Annotated in this window: 14 protein-coding genes; 4 read left to right on the top strand and 10 right to left on the bottom strand. The window is 44.6% G+C overall.

Annotated features, from left to right (window positions below; genetic code table 11):
* Positions 1-50 precede the first annotated feature (50 nt).
* Positions 51-1,349, top strand: coding sequence for a homocysteine synthase (locus tag I8U27_RS07370; protein WP_181751262.1), 1,299 nt, complete (start codon positions 51-53; stop codon positions 1,347-1,349).
* Between the two features lie 65 nt (positions 1,350-1,414).
* On the opposite strand, the gene I8U27_RS07375 is transcribed toward I8U27_RS07370, so the two are convergent.
* From I8U27_RS07375 to I8U27_RS07400, 6 genes are all read right to left on the bottom strand, one after another.
* On the bottom strand, positions 1,415-2,017 hold the full coding sequence (locus tag I8U27_RS07375; RefSeq protein WP_181751261.1) for a transglutaminase-like domain-containing protein: 603 nt from the start codon (positions 2,015-2,017) through the stop codon (positions 1,415-1,417).
* A gap of 128 nt (positions 2,018-2,145) precedes the next feature.
* Positions 2,146-2,544, bottom strand: a complete 399-nt coding sequence (locus I8U27_RS07380) for a hypothetical protein (RefSeq protein WP_181751260.1) — start codon at positions 2,542-2,544, stop codon at positions 2,146-2,148.
* 104 nt (positions 2,545-2,648) lie between these two features.
* Positions 2,649-3,209: an imm11 family protein gene (locus I8U27_RS07385; protein WP_181751259.1), complete on the bottom strand. Its 561-nt coding sequence runs from the start codon at positions 3,207-3,209 to the stop codon at positions 2,649-2,651.
* A gap of 53 nt (positions 3,210-3,262) precedes the next feature.
* Positions 3,263-4,849 (bottom strand): AHH domain-containing protein, encoded by a 1,587-nt coding sequence (locus tag I8U27_RS07390; RefSeq protein ID WP_232345295.1) that lies wholly within the window; start codon positions 4,847-4,849, stop codon positions 3,263-3,265.
* Between the two features lie 364 nt (positions 4,850-5,213).
* Positions 5,214-5,480 (bottom strand): hypothetical protein, encoded by a 267-nt coding sequence (locus I8U27_RS07395; protein ID WP_181751258.1) that lies wholly within the window; start codon positions 5,478-5,480, stop codon positions 5,214-5,216.
* A gap of 80 nt (positions 5,481-5,560) precedes the next feature.
* Complete coding sequence (locus tag I8U27_RS07400) at positions 5,561-5,860, bottom strand: hypothetical protein (RefSeq protein ID WP_181751257.1); 300 nt, start codon at positions 5,858-5,860, stop codon at positions 5,561-5,563.
* A 237-nt stretch (positions 5,861-6,097) separates the two neighbouring features.
* On the opposite strand from I8U27_RS07400, the gene I8U27_RS07405 reads away from it, so the two are divergent.
* A complete protein-coding gene (locus tag I8U27_RS07405) occupies positions 6,098-7,522 on the top strand; it encodes a tetratricopeptide repeat protein (protein WP_181751256.1) in 1,425 nt (474 codons plus the stop codon).
* A 146-nt stretch (positions 7,523-7,668) separates the two neighbouring features.
* On the opposite strand, the gene I8U27_RS07410 is transcribed toward I8U27_RS07405, so the two are convergent.
* The 4 genes from I8U27_RS07410 to hsdR form a co-directional block, all read right to left on the bottom strand.
* Positions 7,669-8,754: an NUDIX hydrolase gene (locus tag I8U27_RS07410; RefSeq protein WP_181751255.1), complete on the bottom strand. Its 1,086-nt coding sequence runs from the start codon at positions 8,752-8,754 to the stop codon at positions 7,669-7,671.
* A 339-nt stretch (positions 8,755-9,093) separates the two neighbouring features.
* Complete coding sequence (locus tag I8U27_RS07415; RefSeq protein ID WP_181751254.1) at positions 9,094-10,434, bottom strand: restriction endonuclease subunit S; 1,341 nt, start codon at positions 10,432-10,434, stop codon at positions 9,094-9,096.
* Between the two features lie 13 nt (positions 10,435-10,447).
* Entirely contained in the window at positions 10,448-11,866 is a 1,419-nt protein-coding gene (locus I8U27_RS07420; protein ID WP_181751253.1) for a class I SAM-dependent DNA methyltransferase, read from the bottom strand.
* 135 nt (positions 11,867-12,001) lie between these two features.
* On the bottom strand, positions 12,002-15,187 hold the full coding sequence (hsdR, locus tag I8U27_RS07425; RefSeq protein ID WP_181751252.1) for a type I restriction-modification system endonuclease: 3,186 nt from the start codon (positions 15,185-15,187) through the stop codon (positions 12,002-12,004).
* Positions 15,188-15,575: 388 nt separating this feature from the next.
* On the opposite strand from hsdR, the gene I8U27_RS07430 reads away from it, so the two are divergent.
* On the top strand, positions 15,576-16,256 hold the full coding sequence (locus I8U27_RS07430; protein WP_181751251.1) for a zinc metallopeptidase: 681 nt from the start codon (positions 15,576-15,578) through the stop codon (positions 16,254-16,256).
* A 171-nt stretch (positions 16,257-16,427) separates the two neighbouring features.
* Positions 16,428-17,360 carry a sporulation protein gene (locus I8U27_RS07435; RefSeq protein WP_332310902.1) on the top strand — a complete coding sequence of 311 codons (933 nt, stop codon included), beginning with the start codon at positions 16,428-16,430 and terminating at the stop codon, positions 17,358-17,360.
* The last annotated feature ends 36 nt before the right edge of the window (positions 17,361-17,396 follow it).

Below are 17,396 nucleotides of genomic sequence, written 5' to 3' on the forward strand. Positions count from 1 at the left end.
CTCTTCTCTGGATCAGGGAAGAGGCTTTTTACAATGGAGGAGGAAAACATATGAGTGAACAAAAAGCATTTCGCAGTGAAACCATTGCCGTTCACGGCGGCCAGGTACCCGATCCAACGACCAACTCCCGTGCCGTACCCATTTACCAGACAACTTCCTACGTATTTAACGACACTCAGCACGCGGCGGACTTATTCGCATTGAAAGAATTTGGCAACATCTATACCCGCATCATGAACCCGACACAAGATGTATTTGAAAAACGGGTGGCTGAACTGGAAGGCGGTGTAGGAGCGCTGGCGACCAGTTCCGGGCAGGCGGCGATTACTTATTCGATTCTCAATATTGCGGGAGCAGGGGATGAAATTGTCTCCTCCAGCAGTTTGTATGGAGGTACCTTTAACCTTTTTAACCACACACTTGCAAAGCTGGGAATCAAAGTGAAGTTCGTTGACCAATCTGATCCCGAAAACTTTCGCAAAGCGCTCACCGACAAAACCAAAGCCATATTTGCGGAAACCATCAGTAATCCGCAAACGGACGTATTGGACTTTGAAGCAGTCGCAAAGATCGCTCATGATCATGGTGTTCCACTGATCATTGACAACACTTTTGCCACCCCCTACTTATGCCGTCCCTTTGACTTTGGCGCCGATATTGTCGTCCATTCCGCGACAAAGTTTATCGGCGGCCACGGAAACAGCATCGGCGGCGTCATCGTTGATTCCGGCCGCTTTGACTGGACCAACGGAAAATTCCCGGACCTCACCGAACCGGACCCCACCTATCATGGTGTACGATACACTGAAGCAGTCGGGCCTCTGGCTTATATCATCAAAGCACGGGTCCAATTACTTCGTGATATCGGAGCCGCCATCTCTCCTTTTAATGCCTTCCTGTTGCTGCAAGGCCTGGAAACCCTGCACCTCAGAATGGAACGGCACAGTGAAAATGCGCTGGCCGTCGCCAAATACCTGGATCAGCATCAAGCGGTTGAATGGGTAAACCACCCCGGTCTCCCCGGTCATGCCACCCATGAACTGGCTCAAAAATACCTTCCCAAAGGCCAGGGAGCCATTTTTACCTTTGGGATCAAAGGCGGACTGGAAGCAGGAAAGAAATTCATTGAAAGCCTGAACCTCTTCTCCCATCTCGCCAACGTGGGCGATGCCAAGTCGCTGGTCATTCACCCGGCAAGCACCACTCACCAGCAACTTTCCGAGGAAGAACAACGCAGTGCCGGTGTCACCCCGGAACTGGTACGCTTGTCCGTGGGAATCGAATCTATCGACGATATCATCGCCGACCTTGAACAGGCATTGAACAAAAGCCAGCAATCGCAGAAATAAAGGCAAAGTTCATTATAACAGCCCTCCTCCAATCATGGGGAGGGCTGTTTCCAATGGTCCGCTCCTTAAAGCTCAGTCGGCAAATGATACTGGTACATTTCAAGGGCATTGGTATGCTGTTTCAGCACACTCGCTGTTTGAGGCTTTGTATAAATAACAGGATAATCCATTTCACCCAGCTCCGGCCGAACAGGGAAAGCCAGCTTTTCCTGTTCGATGGAAAATTCCGCCTGCACACCCGGCTTATTGCCTCTGGCGTCAAGACGTACCCATTTTCCCACCGAATCGAGATAAAATGCATTCAAAGCATGGACGGCATATCCGGTATCCGGAGTGGCTCCAAGGGTTAACCTTTGATAGCAAAATCCCGCAGGAATCCTCTGAGCCCTTAACAAAGCCGCGAGCAAGTGTGATTTAGCATAACAAATCCCCTCTCCATGCTGCAACACCTCTGATGCTTTACAGGTTACTACAGCGCTTTGAATATCCCAGGAGTGGTGAATATGGTCCCGTACAAACTCATATGCCATCTTTACCCGATCCAGATCTGTCCGGCAGGAATCCTGAATCTGCTTTACTTTCTGTTGAATCAGGGGATGGGAATAATCCACCTCTTCCAGTTCACACAGATAATCTTCCATTTTTGTGGATTCACAAGTAAGATGCATAAGTATACCGCCCCTGTTTTTGAATGATTATACATATATATTAATATTAATTCAATTCAATTGCGGCTCTTGTTTAAAGGGGCTGATTTTGATCATTTTTGTCCCTCTTTCGTCCCCCGGCCCCGACCTTATTCCCATTCTTGGTCTTTTGTAAGTTCTCCCGTTTCAAAGAAATATTTGAAAGCTTTAATCATGTCTCTATATTCAACAAGATATCGCCTAGGTATGTCAGTTCCAACTTCTTGAACTGTAATGGTAATATGCTTTTCATCTTCCTTTGATACTGAGGGATTAACTAAATCTTCGCTATAACCATCCAAGTAATACGAAACATAGTATAGTTTGACTCCATTGTATTCGTCTCCCCCAGCGACCATTAAATCTCCAGCCTCTTCAGATAACAAAGAAACATTGTCAAGGGCAAACCCATCCACTTGATCCAAGACTAATTTAATGTGATCCCAACTTGGACTAGTTATTACTTCTATTTCTCCAGGGGTTAAAATACGCAGTTGCCACAGGTTCATTTTTTACCCCTTTAGCATCGGCTGCTTTTGAAGTTTGAATCAGGTTTTATGGTTTTCTTTCTCTGTTAGCTCGTCTAACCCTGTTTCGCTTAGAATTTCAATAGCTAACAATTAGAATCCCATACCTCAATAAACTCAAACCCCACCAATTTGTTAGATTCAACCAATTTTTTAAACTCATCAGATACAAAAACCATTGATCTTACTCGGTCATCTATATAAATTCGAAAGATATGCTGTCCCTCAATCTTTTCAGGAATAAATGCATACTTATCCATACCAACTCTGAGTCCTGTTTCTAACTGTCTTATAACCGCGCGATCATAGTCAATGGCATCAATTGTATTCAAGACATGTATGGCGAAGTATTTATTTACCGGATGGACAAGTGGCAGAGTCTCAGCCTTACCCCTTAAAAAATCTTTGGTTAAACCAAGTGCTCTCTCACTAAATACAGGAGCAGCTGAATAGCCCCAAAAATAAGGGCAATCGCTGGACTCCCCTTCATCTAACGTAAATACTTTGACATCTCCCCATATTTCTAATAACGGATTCGTTGTATTAAACTTATCCTTAAAATATTGCTCATAATCTTTATCAAAATTTACGAGCTGTAATGTTTCAAATCGTTCGTCCAACGATGCCTTTAACTCCCATATTTTCATGGTTTTCCTCCATTTACAATTTTAAACTAAGTATAACATTTATCTTTAAACGATCAATTCAATGGCAATGATCCATCCAAAAGTTTAGAGCGAATATCGTTCAGTACCCTTACAGCATCAGCAGTTGTGCCACCGGCTTCTTTTACTTCTCTTAAACGACTTGTTACATATGCAATATATTTCCTTGAATGATTTCCCTGATGAAGAGATTCATTACCAACATACTTCCCGTTTGCATGATTAGAGTCAACGTAAGGAAGGAACACTCCATTAACTGCCGAGTCATGATCAATACCAAACTCCCTCAGAAGTTGCTGTGCTTCTCTTGCCCTACTATCATTCCAAGGGATAATATGATGAGCCGCATTTGGATATGGCGGAGGCTCAACACCTGCTAACTTCAATTCCTTACGTAAAATAACTGATGCCTGTGTACCTTCTTCGTAATCACCAACTACCTTAGTACGGTTACTAACTAAGGTAGAATATCCCTGAGCTGAAGTTACTTTTGCTCCATCGCTACTGTTTGTTTTACTACTTCCGCCACCACCCCCGCCATCCGCTGAATAAATACAATCTTTGAGGTCGAACGATGGCAAGAAAATAGAAGCTGAATATCCTGGCGGCTTCTGATAGCTGAAGCATTTCTTAATATCAAAGTCATCCAGCTTTTGAACAACAGGGCTTACTTTGGCGACAACGGGCCTGGTGTACTCTTTGACCGCTGTTGTCACCTTGTCTACAAACGGGTCAATTTTGGGAGCGATAAATGATCCCATCCCAACCAGAAGAGCCCCGCCGAATCCGGAGATCAATGCATTTTTCCAGTTGATCTCCCTGCCGCGCAGGAGGTCGTCAACGATGCTGGTTCCCGCACCTTCTACCGAACCGATAAACCCGGCTTTGGAGAAGATTTTTTGCAGCGGTTGAGGCAGCTTGCTGATCAGTTTGCCGCCGCTTTTCAAGAGCGGCCCCAGTACTCTGGCGTTGGCCAGCCCTGTCACCAGCTTCCGGCCCAATCCGGTTGCCAGAACTCTGGCTGCCCCTCCGGCAAAGCCCAGGCCGAACAGGCCAAGCACTCCGCCGAACGCCGCATCCAGCCAGGTGGTTTCATCGATTTTCCAGCCATTCAGCGCGAAACTGATGCCAAACGACATCGCCCAGCCGCTCAGGATCGCGGCCCCCGCAGGCGGGGCAAAAAAACAGAGGACGATTCCGACAATCAGGACAATCCCGCTTACGATATATTCATAGTTGTCAACGATCCAGTCCCAGGCGGCTGAGAGAGCATCAACCACCACTTCGGTAATCTTTGATAATACCTCAACAAACCAATCCCAAAAGTCTAATGCTGTTTCTTTGGTCCACTCCCAGGCATCGGAGACGGTCTCCCTGGTCCACTCCCAGGCTCCAGAAGCTTTTTCTTTGATCCAATCCCAGGTGTTTCCTTCTTCCGGTGCATTCTGATTCACAGGATTTGTTTTCTGAGGTGCCGGACCCTGTTTAACCGGATCGAAATGGTCATCGACACGGGGAATCTCAAAGCCGGGATCAGCGTATCCTTCACCAGTCCCCAAGACCCCAAGACCGATACATGTGAAAAGAATCAGGACGACCAATCGATAAAAATATTTACCCATCTCACCTGTTACGGAAAACTTATAAAACTCTATGAAAAAGGTTTCCTTTTCTACTTAAACATGCCCTGTGCATACAGCCATTCTGGATGGCTTCACAATCGGGCATTCCGTTCTCCGTAACAGATTCCCCCCTTTCATTAAAAAAGGACAGGGGAGACCTGAGGCCAACTCTGTCCAATCAAAAGTCATGTGTACAAGGAAGCATGGATTTCTTTGCCAAAGAGACCTTTAGATTCATTTAAATTATACATGAATATACATTCATTTCACAACATTGTATCTTTCATAAAAGAAAATATATTTAAATACCAATAATTTGAGACCCAATTCCGTAACTTCCGCTTTTGATCTCTACAGGTTCACGTCAACTTGTCTCATCATCTTTTTTGCCTGAAGAATCGGGTTTCTGCGGTTGATAGATGGTTGGCAGCAGATGGTTGCGGTCCACTCTCCCGGTGACCAGGCTTGTTTCAAAGGTGTAGCTGTTGCACTTGAGCTGAAATGTGTTTCTAAGCTCGCGGGTCACTTCTTCGATTTTGTGCCGGGGGTAGCCGAGCTTGGCCAGAACATACACCGTACAACTGACTGCTTCGCTTTTCTTTATATAATTTTGTATCTCATTTTTTGCCATCCTCGTTTCCTCCTCATCGCCCGCTGTCTACCAGCGGGATGCGTTGTGTGAAATAAACTGTTGTGAAAAACTTTATAAACTCAGCCAAAAATATCAAAAACTTTGCCGCTGATATAGGTAATCCCCCGGTCCAGTTCCACAGCGACGCCGTCCAGCAGGTTGATCTGAACCTCTTTTCCTTCCTGTGTTTTCAGGGTGACGGTCAGGGGTTTTTGCTCTTTCGGGACATAGTTGACATAGGCCGTAATCTCTTTTTCTGTAAACCCCGGAAGTAGATATCTCTTTGATTCCAGTTGAACCCCGTACTGGGGCTGGGATTGAAGATCATTCATAAAGTGGTAGATCTCCTTTGGATCGCCGGATAATTGTAATTTCAGCATACTGTTCCTCCTCACAAAACCTGCTTCTGTTTATTAATAATTTATAGTTTTTGTAATAATTTTTCAAATAAGCGATAATCGGGAATAGTCCGCCAACCTAAAAGAAATAACATACAGGCCGGCCAAAATTATCATCATTTATATTCAAAATATTAGAAGGAATCACCCGGAATTGGAAGAAATGATACTGCCAAAGGGCATAATGAATGGAATATTTTTTTGAGGCAGGTGGTCCGGGTGAAAAAATACAGGCTGGACCGGATTGAACTGGGGAAATTGATCCGGGAAACAAGGAAAGCGAAAAAGCTCCGCCAGCAGGATCTGGAAGATAACATTGTCTCCCAGGTGGTGATCAGCAACATTGAAACCGGCAAAACAGATGTAAGCGAGCAGAAAATCATTTATCTGTTCAACAAGCTCGGGCTGAAAGAAGAGGATATGAGCCGGTTTTATATTGATGAAGAGAAAATCAATCAGGAGGAAGTTAACGAAGAGATAGAGTTAAGATTGGAATCGATTGAAACGATGATCGATTTGGCAGATCCCGATCAGGGGATAGTGGAGCTAAGGAGTTTCCCCCTTCCTCCCGGCAGTCCTTACATTGTGGTTGTTCATTTTTTAAGGGGGAAATGCTACTTCTTTAAAAGGAATTTGAAAAAAGCACAAAAACATTTTTTTGAAGCGATTCGGTGCATCAATGACAAACACACGGATATGATTTCTACCAATTTAAAATCCTTGTGTTACTACTACTTAAGTCGCGTTGAATATCTCCAAAATAATCTTCATCAGGCGTTAGAATATTGCAAAAAGGGAATCAACACATTTATAATAGATGGCAAACGGAAGTATACTAAGCACTTATTGTTATTAGGCAAATCTATCTATTTTCAAAAACTCAACCGCCTTGAGGATGCTCAAACTGTGCTGAATGAGATATCACATAATGCCCTTCCAAGTGAAAAAACGGGATCTATTCCTTATGAAATCGAAAGTAAGGAAGTCGTCCTTAACTTTGTTGAACTTCAAGCCACTATTTGGGCAAAGGGAGGTATGCACACGCAGGCGATTAATCATGCACGGAAGGGAATTGCACTTGCGCGTGTAGACAAAGCGTATGACAGATGTTGCGAACTGTGGACCACTTTGGGAAGTGTGTACAGTGAGAAGGGTAACCTGAATCTGGCGGAAATCTGTTTCCTTACCGCACTGAAACTGAAGGACAAAATTAAAAAAGAGTACCTTCTCGCATATGCTTACACACAACTGGGGGATTTATATTCAAAACGTAACGAATTTTCCAGCTCGGGGGAATACTTCTTAAAGGCTGTAAAAATCAGCAAAAAAATTAATGACGCTTATCAGGAAACAGAAGCATTAATGGGGTTGGGAAACTGTTATGTAAAACAGGGAATGCATGATCAGGCAGTTCAGTGCCTTCATAAAGCATTGGAACTGGCCAGGCAGCATGATTTTATGAAGCAAAAAAACCAGTTGCTGCTTATGCTGGGGCATTACTTGAGGAATATGGGAAATTCCGATTATCAGCGGTATGCACTGGATTTTTTCTTTTCCAATGCCGATGCGTTCTTTGAAGGAGGTGAACAGCCTATGCTATACGGACCCACAAAACAACATGCAGCTGACCCACCGGACGGTTAAGCGATTTTGATTTTAAGTGACGATTATAAAATCATTGCAATATAACTAAAAAAGCTCAGTTGTTGTACAGCAACTGAGCTTTAGTCATTTGTCCTGTAGTTGAGTTATTGCAGCCAACAAAAATAAAGCCATAATGAAATGGGCTGCTATTTATCTAACTTCCAGGGTACCAGGTAGCAACTTAAATCAAAAGGAAAAAGCAATGTAGTATACCATCTGTGAGCATGGCCATTTTTCACTGCATAGCGCCACACTTGATAAGCAGCCGTATCCGTCATGCGTGAGTGGGAAGCAAATTTAACGGCCTGGTCTACAGGGACAGCATATAGAGCATCGGTTTCAAAAGATATGTCTCTCGCCTGCTGAATAACAGGCAGAAGTTCTTCCCATGTTTGATCAACGGAAACATGGTACAAGAAGATCGGTTGCATTTTCTGTTTCGGAACGACGATCCCATCGAAATTTAAACTCTCAAGATCAAGATTCAGTTCCTCTTTGATCTCCCGCAGGGAACAGGAGACAAACGGGTTTTCACAATCAAAATCCACATTGCTAACGGTTCCGGCACAAGTTGCCCCATAATTGCCGGAGGAGACTGCCACACGAGTCGTTCGCTCAACAATTCCAATCCTTCCTGTAGAGTCAATGATAAGGATACTAACCGCAATGATATTCGCCAAAGAGCGGTTTTCCAAAACATCTTCCACTTTTGTGGGCTGACCGTACTTTTGGGTTTCATTTAATACTTGTTGAATGATGCCAAAGGAGCGGAATGACCTGATTGCCGCAGCAATCTGACTGCGAAAGGAAAGGATGGGTGCATTAGCAGGATAAGCAGTAAGATTGGTAGCAATAAAGTCAAAAAATCCAACCTTTGAAATATGAGCGGTCACTTGGTTTTTATCATTTGACACGGAAGTAAGGCTATCCAGACGGATGCAAATTCCATTATGGGGGTTGGAACCATTACGGGCGGCGTGTAATTTAACAAGTATCTCTCTTTCATATTCCGAAATCGGAGAGAGAAAATTTGAAGTTTCAAGCCTGTTAATGCTATTGATTTGCAAGTCGTGTAAAGCGAATACACGTCTTTTTGGGTGGATCAGCCTGCGAAAGGCTTGATTGATTCCCGACATGCGATAATAAAGCACGATATATGCAGAGAACCCAATAATAATGGCTGTAATCAGATTGGCAACAATATTTTCAAACACATCCTTGACAGTTTCCATGATACCCCCCACCATTATCGTGCCTTTTAATGCAATAAATTGTACGCTCCACTTGTTAATTTTAACATTGGGCCAAGTTGACGCACAAATAATAATCCGGTAAGTCTCTTTAAGATTATAGTTACTGATAATGGTTAAAGGTTTGCTTCCTATATTTTACTCATACTTTGTCGTCAAAAATTTTGTATAAAAGGAGAAGGCACACTCGTGATTAATGGTTAAACAAAAGCTATAAAAAACGAGGTGCCTAAAGTTAATAAGATATTATGGTGTGATATTTAGGTCACCATAATTTAATTTGTGCTTTACTCTAAATCAAACAGCCACATTTCCTTGCTACTAGGAAGATAAAATTTCTTTCAGCAATTCAATCGCGCTTTCCTCTGTGGGATCATTAGTATCTAGTTCACCACGAAATGCTTTGGAGAGGATAGATTGTTTTAGCTGGTTTAGTTTTTCTTCAACTTTAGCGACAAATCTTTTCTCTTCATCTAATTTTGAAAGTAACCGTTCCACTTTCTCTGCAATCCTATTTTGTTCGTTGGGAGGAGGTAAAGGAATAGGCATTCTTTCAAAGTCAGTACTCCTAACCGAAGGTGAATTATCACCTTTGGTGTGTAAAATTAAATAACGTGTTGCATAACTAGATCTCAGAAAGTTATAGAGATATTTCGTTTTCAATAATTTCTTAGGCCTACAAACATAAAATGCTGTAGATGCAATCAATCTTTCATCCTGTTCTGTAATAACCGCGACGTTTTTTAAGTACGGCCTTACTAAAGAAATAATTACATCTCCCTTATCAACCTTCCTTCTTGCTCTACTTGGTGCTTCATTTATGCTCAGCTCTTTTGTACTCGATATTATCTGTTTCTCGTTATCAATAGCTTCTATATCAACATAATAAAATTTATCTCCATTTATACTTTTTGGGTTTCTCGTTTGCATCGGATTTATTAAATCTTTTATTTGTACCCAACCCCAATTATTGGGTAATTGAGTAGATGGTATTTCTTTTTTAGATAACGTCGTCTCAACTGAAGGCTTCTCCTCATCCGGATTATTTGTCCCCAACTCCCCGCGAAATGCTTTGTCCAAAATCGCGGCACGGCGAAGTTCAAAAGTTTCCTTTGCTTCTTCAATCAACTGTTTTGCTTTATCAATCTTATTTAAAAGCCGTTGCACTTTTTCTGCGATGCGTTTTTGTTCGTTGAGGGGAGGTAGAGGAATTACTTGATTATACGCATCTTCCCTATTTAATCCAGGTATAGCAGTAGATCTATTTAACTTTTTGAGATTAAGATTTTTTAGTAGATAAAACAAAAACTTAAAATCTATATTTTTTCGTGTCTTTACATAATATGTAGTATCAATTGGCCAACCTGATTCATTGAACCAATTCACCTCACCGTGAGACCCTTTTCTTCCTATAACAATGATAGGACCTTCTAATAAAAAGTCGGTATGATAGCCTACAATTCCATTTGAACCAAACACAGGATATCCATTTCCACTTCTTTTATTTCTAGGTAGTGGTTTTCCATATAATAATTCTATAATATCTCCCAACCTCACCCAAACCCAATTCTCCGGCACTTCATACGGCTGTTCCTCTTCCGGCACCAACGCCTCCTGCAATAACTCCTCCAACGGCTTTTTCTTCTTCGCCTTTGTTGCCATATTTTTCACCCCCTTACTTTTCCACAGCCTTTAATTCTTCCACAACTTCATTTAACAGGCGGACAGCCTGTTCCAGTTTACCAATCGCTTCTTCCGCCGATTCAACCGGATCAGGCAAGTTTTCATAGGCAGACAGCGATTCGTCGGCGATCAGGCCAATATCCAGGCTGTCGCCTTTTCTGGCAATCTCTTCACGGGTAAAACGGTTCCAGCGTTCATCTTTTACCAAATGGCGGTCTTTTGCGCGGTACGCTTCCATAAACTGGGCAAAGTGGGCATGGGTTAACGGATTGCGTTTGCCAAAGCCTGGCATGTTGGTGCGAAGGTCGTAGACCCAGACTTCTTTGGTGCTGCCTTGATCAGTGGCACCCCGGTTAAAAAATAACACATTGGTTTTCACGCCCTGGGCATAGAAAATTCCGGTCGGCAGGCGCAAAATGGTGTGCAGGTTGCATTTATTCATTAAGTCGCGGCGGATGGTGGCGCCCACTCCGCTTTCAAAGAGGACATTGTCCGGGAGGACGACGGCGGCTCTGGCGCTGGTGTCGTCTTTTAAGGCGTTGTAGATGATTTGCAGGAAGTTTAACTGTTTGTTGGAGGTCTGGTGTGTCAGGTCGTCCCGGGTGGCCCGTTCGCCGCCTTTTTTGGTGCCAAAGGGCGGATTGGTCAGGATCACGTCGAAGTTTTTCATCCATTTTCCGTTATTGGACAGGGAGTCGCCCTGTTCAATGCGGCTTTCCATTCCGTGCAGCTGGGCGTTCATCAGGGCCAGGCGGTGTGTGTCTTTGACCAGTTCCATGCCGGAGAAGGCTTCCTGCCGCTGAAACCGGGCCTGCTGCGGGCTTAAGTCAAAGTATTCGTCTGTTTTCTGGCGCAGGTAATGGTCGGCGGCGATCATAAAGCCAAAGGTGCCGCAGGCGGGGTCATTGCATCTTTCCCCGATTTTGGGGTCGGTCAGTTCAACCATGACATCAATCAGGACACGGGGGGTAAAATATTGGCCGGCCCCTGATTTTTTTTCGCTGGCGTTTTTCTCCAGCAAGCCTTCGTACAGGTCGCCCAGCCCTTCCTGTTTGGCGCTGTACCAGTCCAGGGCGTCAATTGATTTAATAATTTTCTCCAGGTTTTTCGGTTCGGCAATGCTGCTGGTGGCGTCGGCGTAGATCTGGCGCAGGGTGGGGGAACTGCTTTTGCCGAGATCCAGTAATAGCCGCTGGTAATGCTCTTTCAGTTCCACTCCGTCACGGGAGGTTAAGCTGTCCCAGCGGTACGTCTCCGGGATAGCGGCTTCTGTCTCTTCGCCTTTTTCTTTCATCATCTTTAAAAACAGTAAATAGGTCAGCTCTGTCACATATTGCTGGTATGTAATGCCGTCATCGCGCAGTACGTTGCACAGGTTCCATAACTTTTGCACAATTTCCCGATTATTCATAGGTTCCTCCTCTGTCAGTAAAAAGAGTAAGGAATCAGGTTCCTTACTCAGATTTGGCAATGATTGTCCACGGCGCTGTTTTTGTCGGGGGACAAGTTCATATTTTGCGTAATTTTTATTATAGCACAGGCTTTATCAGCTGATATACAGGTTTTTATTGATCGTACGGACGATTTGATCGATGGAATCGCCAAATGCTCTTTTTAATGCCTGGTATCCCCCAGCGCTTTTAAAGGGTTCTTCTGTGAACGCCTTTTGCGGATTCGGGTCCAGGACAGGCATTTGCAACAGTTGCTTTTCGATTCGTTCCAGCCACTGCCGCTGGCGCGGTGTCCAGTCATTCATCGCATATACTTTTCTCATCGCCCGTTTGATTCGGGTCTCCTGATCTACCAGGGCATCCCCGAGCGCGGCCTGACGGATAAAGCTGATCAGATCGGCGGCGATCTCCTCTTTTTTCGTTTGCTTCCAGGCTGTTTGCAGGTGGGTTTGCTTAAATCCTTTCATCTCCAGTATGCGAACCAGCTCGCGCAAATCTTCCCGTGTCAGATCCTGGGGTCGGGTGCAGACCACTTGCAGGGCGGCCACTTTATTCATATTTTCCTTGATATAGCGCCGGAAGCCTTCCAGATAATCTTCCGGGCGTTCGTTTCCGTTCCCAAATCCTCTCGTCACTTCCCGGATGTGGTCTTTTTGCTTGGAGATATATATTTTTCTGGGCTCCAATCTTAGTTGTTCAATAAATTCGATCAGGCTGGCATCCTCTTTGATCCTGGAGAGCGGCCTGTTTTTCAGCGATTTGATCCACTGATCCACACTTTTTCCTTTGGACATCTCTTTAAATTCCTGCTTTTTCTCGTCCGTGAACCGTTGTTTTAACCGTTGTAACTTGCCGATGAGCTGCCTCCGTTGAAATTCCCGCTCTGCTTTGGTCCGGGCAGAAGTAAATGCATCATAAATTTCCCGCAACGATTGCTGTGTCTTTTTCACAAGGGGCTTCATGTCAGAATAAGATTCCAGCTTGTCGTAAATCCCAACCGCATCATAAATGCGGAAACAGGTTTTGCCGATTTCGGGACAGAGACGGGTGGCCCGTCCCAGCATTTGCTCGTATAAAATGCGGGAACGCACCTGGCGCATAAAGACCAGATTGCTGATCGCCGGGATATCAATTCCGGTGGTCAGCAGATCAACCGTGACCACAATGTTGGGCAGACGCTCATTTTTAAAGCGCTTAATGGCATTTGACGGTTGATAGATTTTGCGGGTGATTTTCATGATCGCGTCATCTTCAATTTCGTCGCCGTTTTTTTGATAAGCCTCCTTCAGAAGGCGCACCACCATGTCAGCATGCCGGTCATTGACCGCGAAGATCAAGGTTTTTTCTTTGCCGTGGGGATCGATATAATCTGTTAACCGCTCCAGGATCACCCTGTTAAAAGATTCCGTAATCACTTTTTTGTTAAACTGTTCCACATCAAAGGAAAGGGTGTCTTTCAGCTTTTCTTTGCGAATTTGTTCGGTCCGGGTATCCAGATACTTTACCTTTTTCCCTTTTTCCAGCTTAATCCCCAACTGTTGTAATTCAGTCTGGAAACGATACGGAACCTCGTGATCAACTAGGTATCCGTCCAGCACCGCTTCACTGTAGGAGTATTCAAAAATGGGATGGCCAAAGATTTCAATCGTATGCAGGGCGGGGGTCGCGGTCAGTCCCAGGACAGCCGCATCAAAATATTCGACCACCCGGCGGTATTGATTGATATAATCTTGCTGATCGCGAAACAGGATTTCCTCTTCTGTCATCTCCCGGTCATGGGTATAGCCGCGGTGTGCCTCATCCACAATGATAAAATCATACTGCCCCACCGAGGGAGGTTGACCCTCCTGGTAAAAAAGCCGTCGTACCATGCCCTGTACAGTGGCAATGTGCACTTTTGTTTCCGGAGCGGGTGTCACATCGTCGAGGGACTTTACATCATAAATCTCGGAAAAGAGCAAATCCTTAATTTTCATCTCTTTCAGGGCATCTTCCGTTTGCTGCCCCAGTGCATTCCGGTCTACGAGGAACAGGATGCGCCGGCACATTTTTGCTTTCAAAAGCCGGTACATCAGGGCGATTGACATTCGGGTCTTGCCGGTTCCTGTCGCCATCGCGACCAGCATTTTCCGTTCGCCTTTCGTGATCGCTTTTTCCACAGCCAGAACCGCTTCTTTCTGATAGTCCCGCAGGCCAAAGCAGTCAATCTCTTCTTCGTCCAGTTTCCTGGCCGCTTCGTCCGTATTTTGTGCAAGTAATGCTTTTAAATCATCAGGAGAATGCCAGCTTTCAAGCGCGCGGGAGTGCCGGGTCGGCCTTCTGGAGTCCCAGAACCAGATGCCTGATGATTCCTCAAATTGCCTGAGGTACGGGCGGCCATTGGTGGCATATAAAAAGGGAACTTTGTATTCGCCTGTGGTGGAGGTAATGATTTCATCTTCATGCTGAACCACATGGCGGGCATAGGTTTTGGTCTGGCTGTCGAGAACAGAGGGGACATTTTGATAGATGGATTTTGCTTCGATCAGGCCGACCAGCTGCATCCCGATAAATAATGCGTAATCGGCCCGCCCGCCTTGAACCGGCCATTCGGCAATGGCGATGTTTCTGTTTTTTTGCGGTCTTGTCCCATTTTGATAAGTAAGATTTTTCGTATCGGCTTCCCAGCCCGCTTCACGCAATTTTGCATCAATCACTGTCCGGGTTTCAGCTTCAGACAATCGCAACTGCTGTATAAAATGCTGTGACACCCGCGCCCGTATCTTTCGTTCTTCCTCTGTGGTCTGTTCCGCTTGTTCACGGGATAACTGTAACTCCCGCTCAAGGAGCTCAATCATCTCTTTGGGTGTCAATTCACGTTCAATCTCGCCAACAGGTTCCGGAACACGATACACAGGGGGCTTAAAGCGGTGATCCATGTATACTTTCATATACCATACCGCCAGGCGAAAAGCGATGGGCAGCAATGATTTGGCATCCTCAACCGTGCCGAATGTCGCTTCATGAACCGCCCCGTTTCCTTCCAGACGTAAGGTGTTAAACAGGTTATACAGCTCTTTGTTCAGGTATCCTTCTTTCTCCAGATAGCGAAGCCGCCTGTGTTGAGTCGGCTGTTCATTCAGCTTTTCTTTAGCAATAATCATTTTGGCCATGGTTTCTCCAAACTGTCGCAGCTTTGTAATGGATGTATTGGGGTCCGTATAAAGATACTTCTCTGCAAAATACCCTAAACGGTACAAAACTTCCGATTTCTCCTGAAGAAACCAAAAGTTGCTTTTCAATCACATCACCTGTTTCTGGGATGATTAGCTAAAAATATTTGAAAATGAAGGATGGCAAAACTTTCTGTCTAACCAGGAATCTAATATCTATTACGTTCACAATAGAATACAAATAAAACTGAACAATAAAATTATACAGTAAACGATTGTTTGAAAACACCCTGTAAATGTTATTTTTTACATGATTCAGTTGTTTGGGGGTCATTTGTTTAACTTTTTAAGAGTACTAGAAGGAGCTATTCTGCCAATTATACCCATATCCCTCCCGGTGTCATATATAAGTTGTATAATAGAAGTAGCAGGCAAATCTATCAAATGGTTGTGTCTCTGGATTGCTGCTACAAATGATATACTATCGATTCACAGCATGATACCTGGAGGGATTCAGATGACTGCGATTTTGTTTGTCGTCTCTCTTTTGGCCTTTGGTCTGACCATTTGGGCCCAATTGAAAGTGAGAGGGAGTTTTAACCGGTGGTCAAATCAAGCCGCTTATTCCGGATTGACCGGGGCGGAAGTGGCCCGTTATATCCTTGACCGGAATGGATTGAGCCATGTACCGGTGGAATGGGCCCGCGGTGAGTTGACAGACCATTATGATCCCGTTCACCGGGTGGTCCGGCTGTCTGACCGGGTGTACCACGGCCATTCCATTGCCGCTGTTTCGGTAGCTGCACATGAATGCGGACACGCATTGCAACATAAAGAATCTTATGGCGCACTGGTTCTTCGTCACCGCATGTTTCCGCTGGCTAACTTCACATCGGGAATTGCTCCCTTTTTGCTTCTGGGAGGACTTCTGTTTCATATGACGGGGTTACTTGCACTGGGAATTTTGTTTTTCGCGGTCGCCGTCGGATTTCAACTGGTGACATTGCCGGTTGAGTTTAATGCCAGCAGCCGCGCCCGGCAAATACTGGTCAGGGACGGATTGATCAGAAATAACGAAGAATACGGTGTCAAAAAAGTTCTCAACGCCGCCGCACTCACTTATGTTGCATCCGCTTTATATGCGGTGGTTGAGTTGTTGCGCTTTATTTTTGTGTTTCTCGCTGCAAACGAAGATTAATCAGATAAATTTTATATTTGTAAAGAGAAAAAGCTTAATGATCTTTTGCGGTCATTAAGCTTTTTTATCCATTTATTCATTGATTATCTTTACATATCTGACACATTCAAAAAATGTGACAGCCGTTACAATAGAGTTAGTTGTTAATCCAATCATGGAGGATCATTAATGGTGTTTAAGAAATTTATGGCCCAATTGGGAAAAGGTGCGGCACAGGTAGATCTCGTACTGGACAAGGAAGAGTATACTCTGGGTGAACAGGTGAACGGAGAGTTGTTGATTCAGGGGGGAACGGTGGAACAGGACATTAATAAAATTGACATTGATTTATTCATGAGTGCTCATGTGGGGGAACAAGAACATTCTGTGTTGATTCACCGGTTTGAGTTTCATGACTCTTTTAAGATTCAGCCTTCCGAACGAAAAACACTTCCGTTTTCCTACCAGCTTCCTAAAAATCTCCTGCTGTCCGGTTATTCTGTTTCCTATTACTTTATCACTCATTTGGATATTGCGGCAGGAGTTGATTCTACAGACCGTGATCCCATTATCGTCATTCCTCCCGGCCGTTTTCAAAATGTATTAACGGCTCTGGGGCAGCTCGGATTCCGTGAAAAATATGGCTCCCGTTCGTTTGACGGCCATTTGCAGGAGTTTGAATTTACGCCGACATCCTTTCTGAAAGATGAAGTGAAAGAAGTGGAATTTGTTGCGGCTCTGGAGGATGAGGGAATCCACTTATTGCTGGAAGTGGATCTGGCTTCCCCTGCAGGAGAGAAAGAGGTTAAACGGGAGGTCTGGTTGGAAAATCAATTGCTTGACGATCCGGATCAACTGCTTGCCCATATCCGGCAAATCTTAACGGAGGCTGTTCAAAATCCGGGCATCTGCTTTTATGACAAAAAGCGTTTCTATCATAAAATGTCCGGCTTAACGGGCGCCATCGGTGCCTTTGCCGCCGGGCTCATTGCTGCTGAAGTCTTTGAGGAAGCACTGGAAGAGGTTTTTGAGGATGGCGGGTCTGATCAAGAACTGTTCGATTTTGAAGAAGAGGAAGACGGAGGATTTTTTGACGATCTTTTCGGCGGGGATGAAGATGTCTGATATCTGAAAAAAACGAGGAGGAAGCTGACACTGGCT

The sequence above is a fragment of the Paenactinomyces guangxiensis genome (assembly GCF_016055185.1).
In the GTDB taxonomy this organism is placed as follows: domain Bacteria; phylum Bacillota; class Bacilli; order Thermoactinomycetales; family Thermoactinomycetaceae; genus Paenactinomyces; species Paenactinomyces guangxiensis.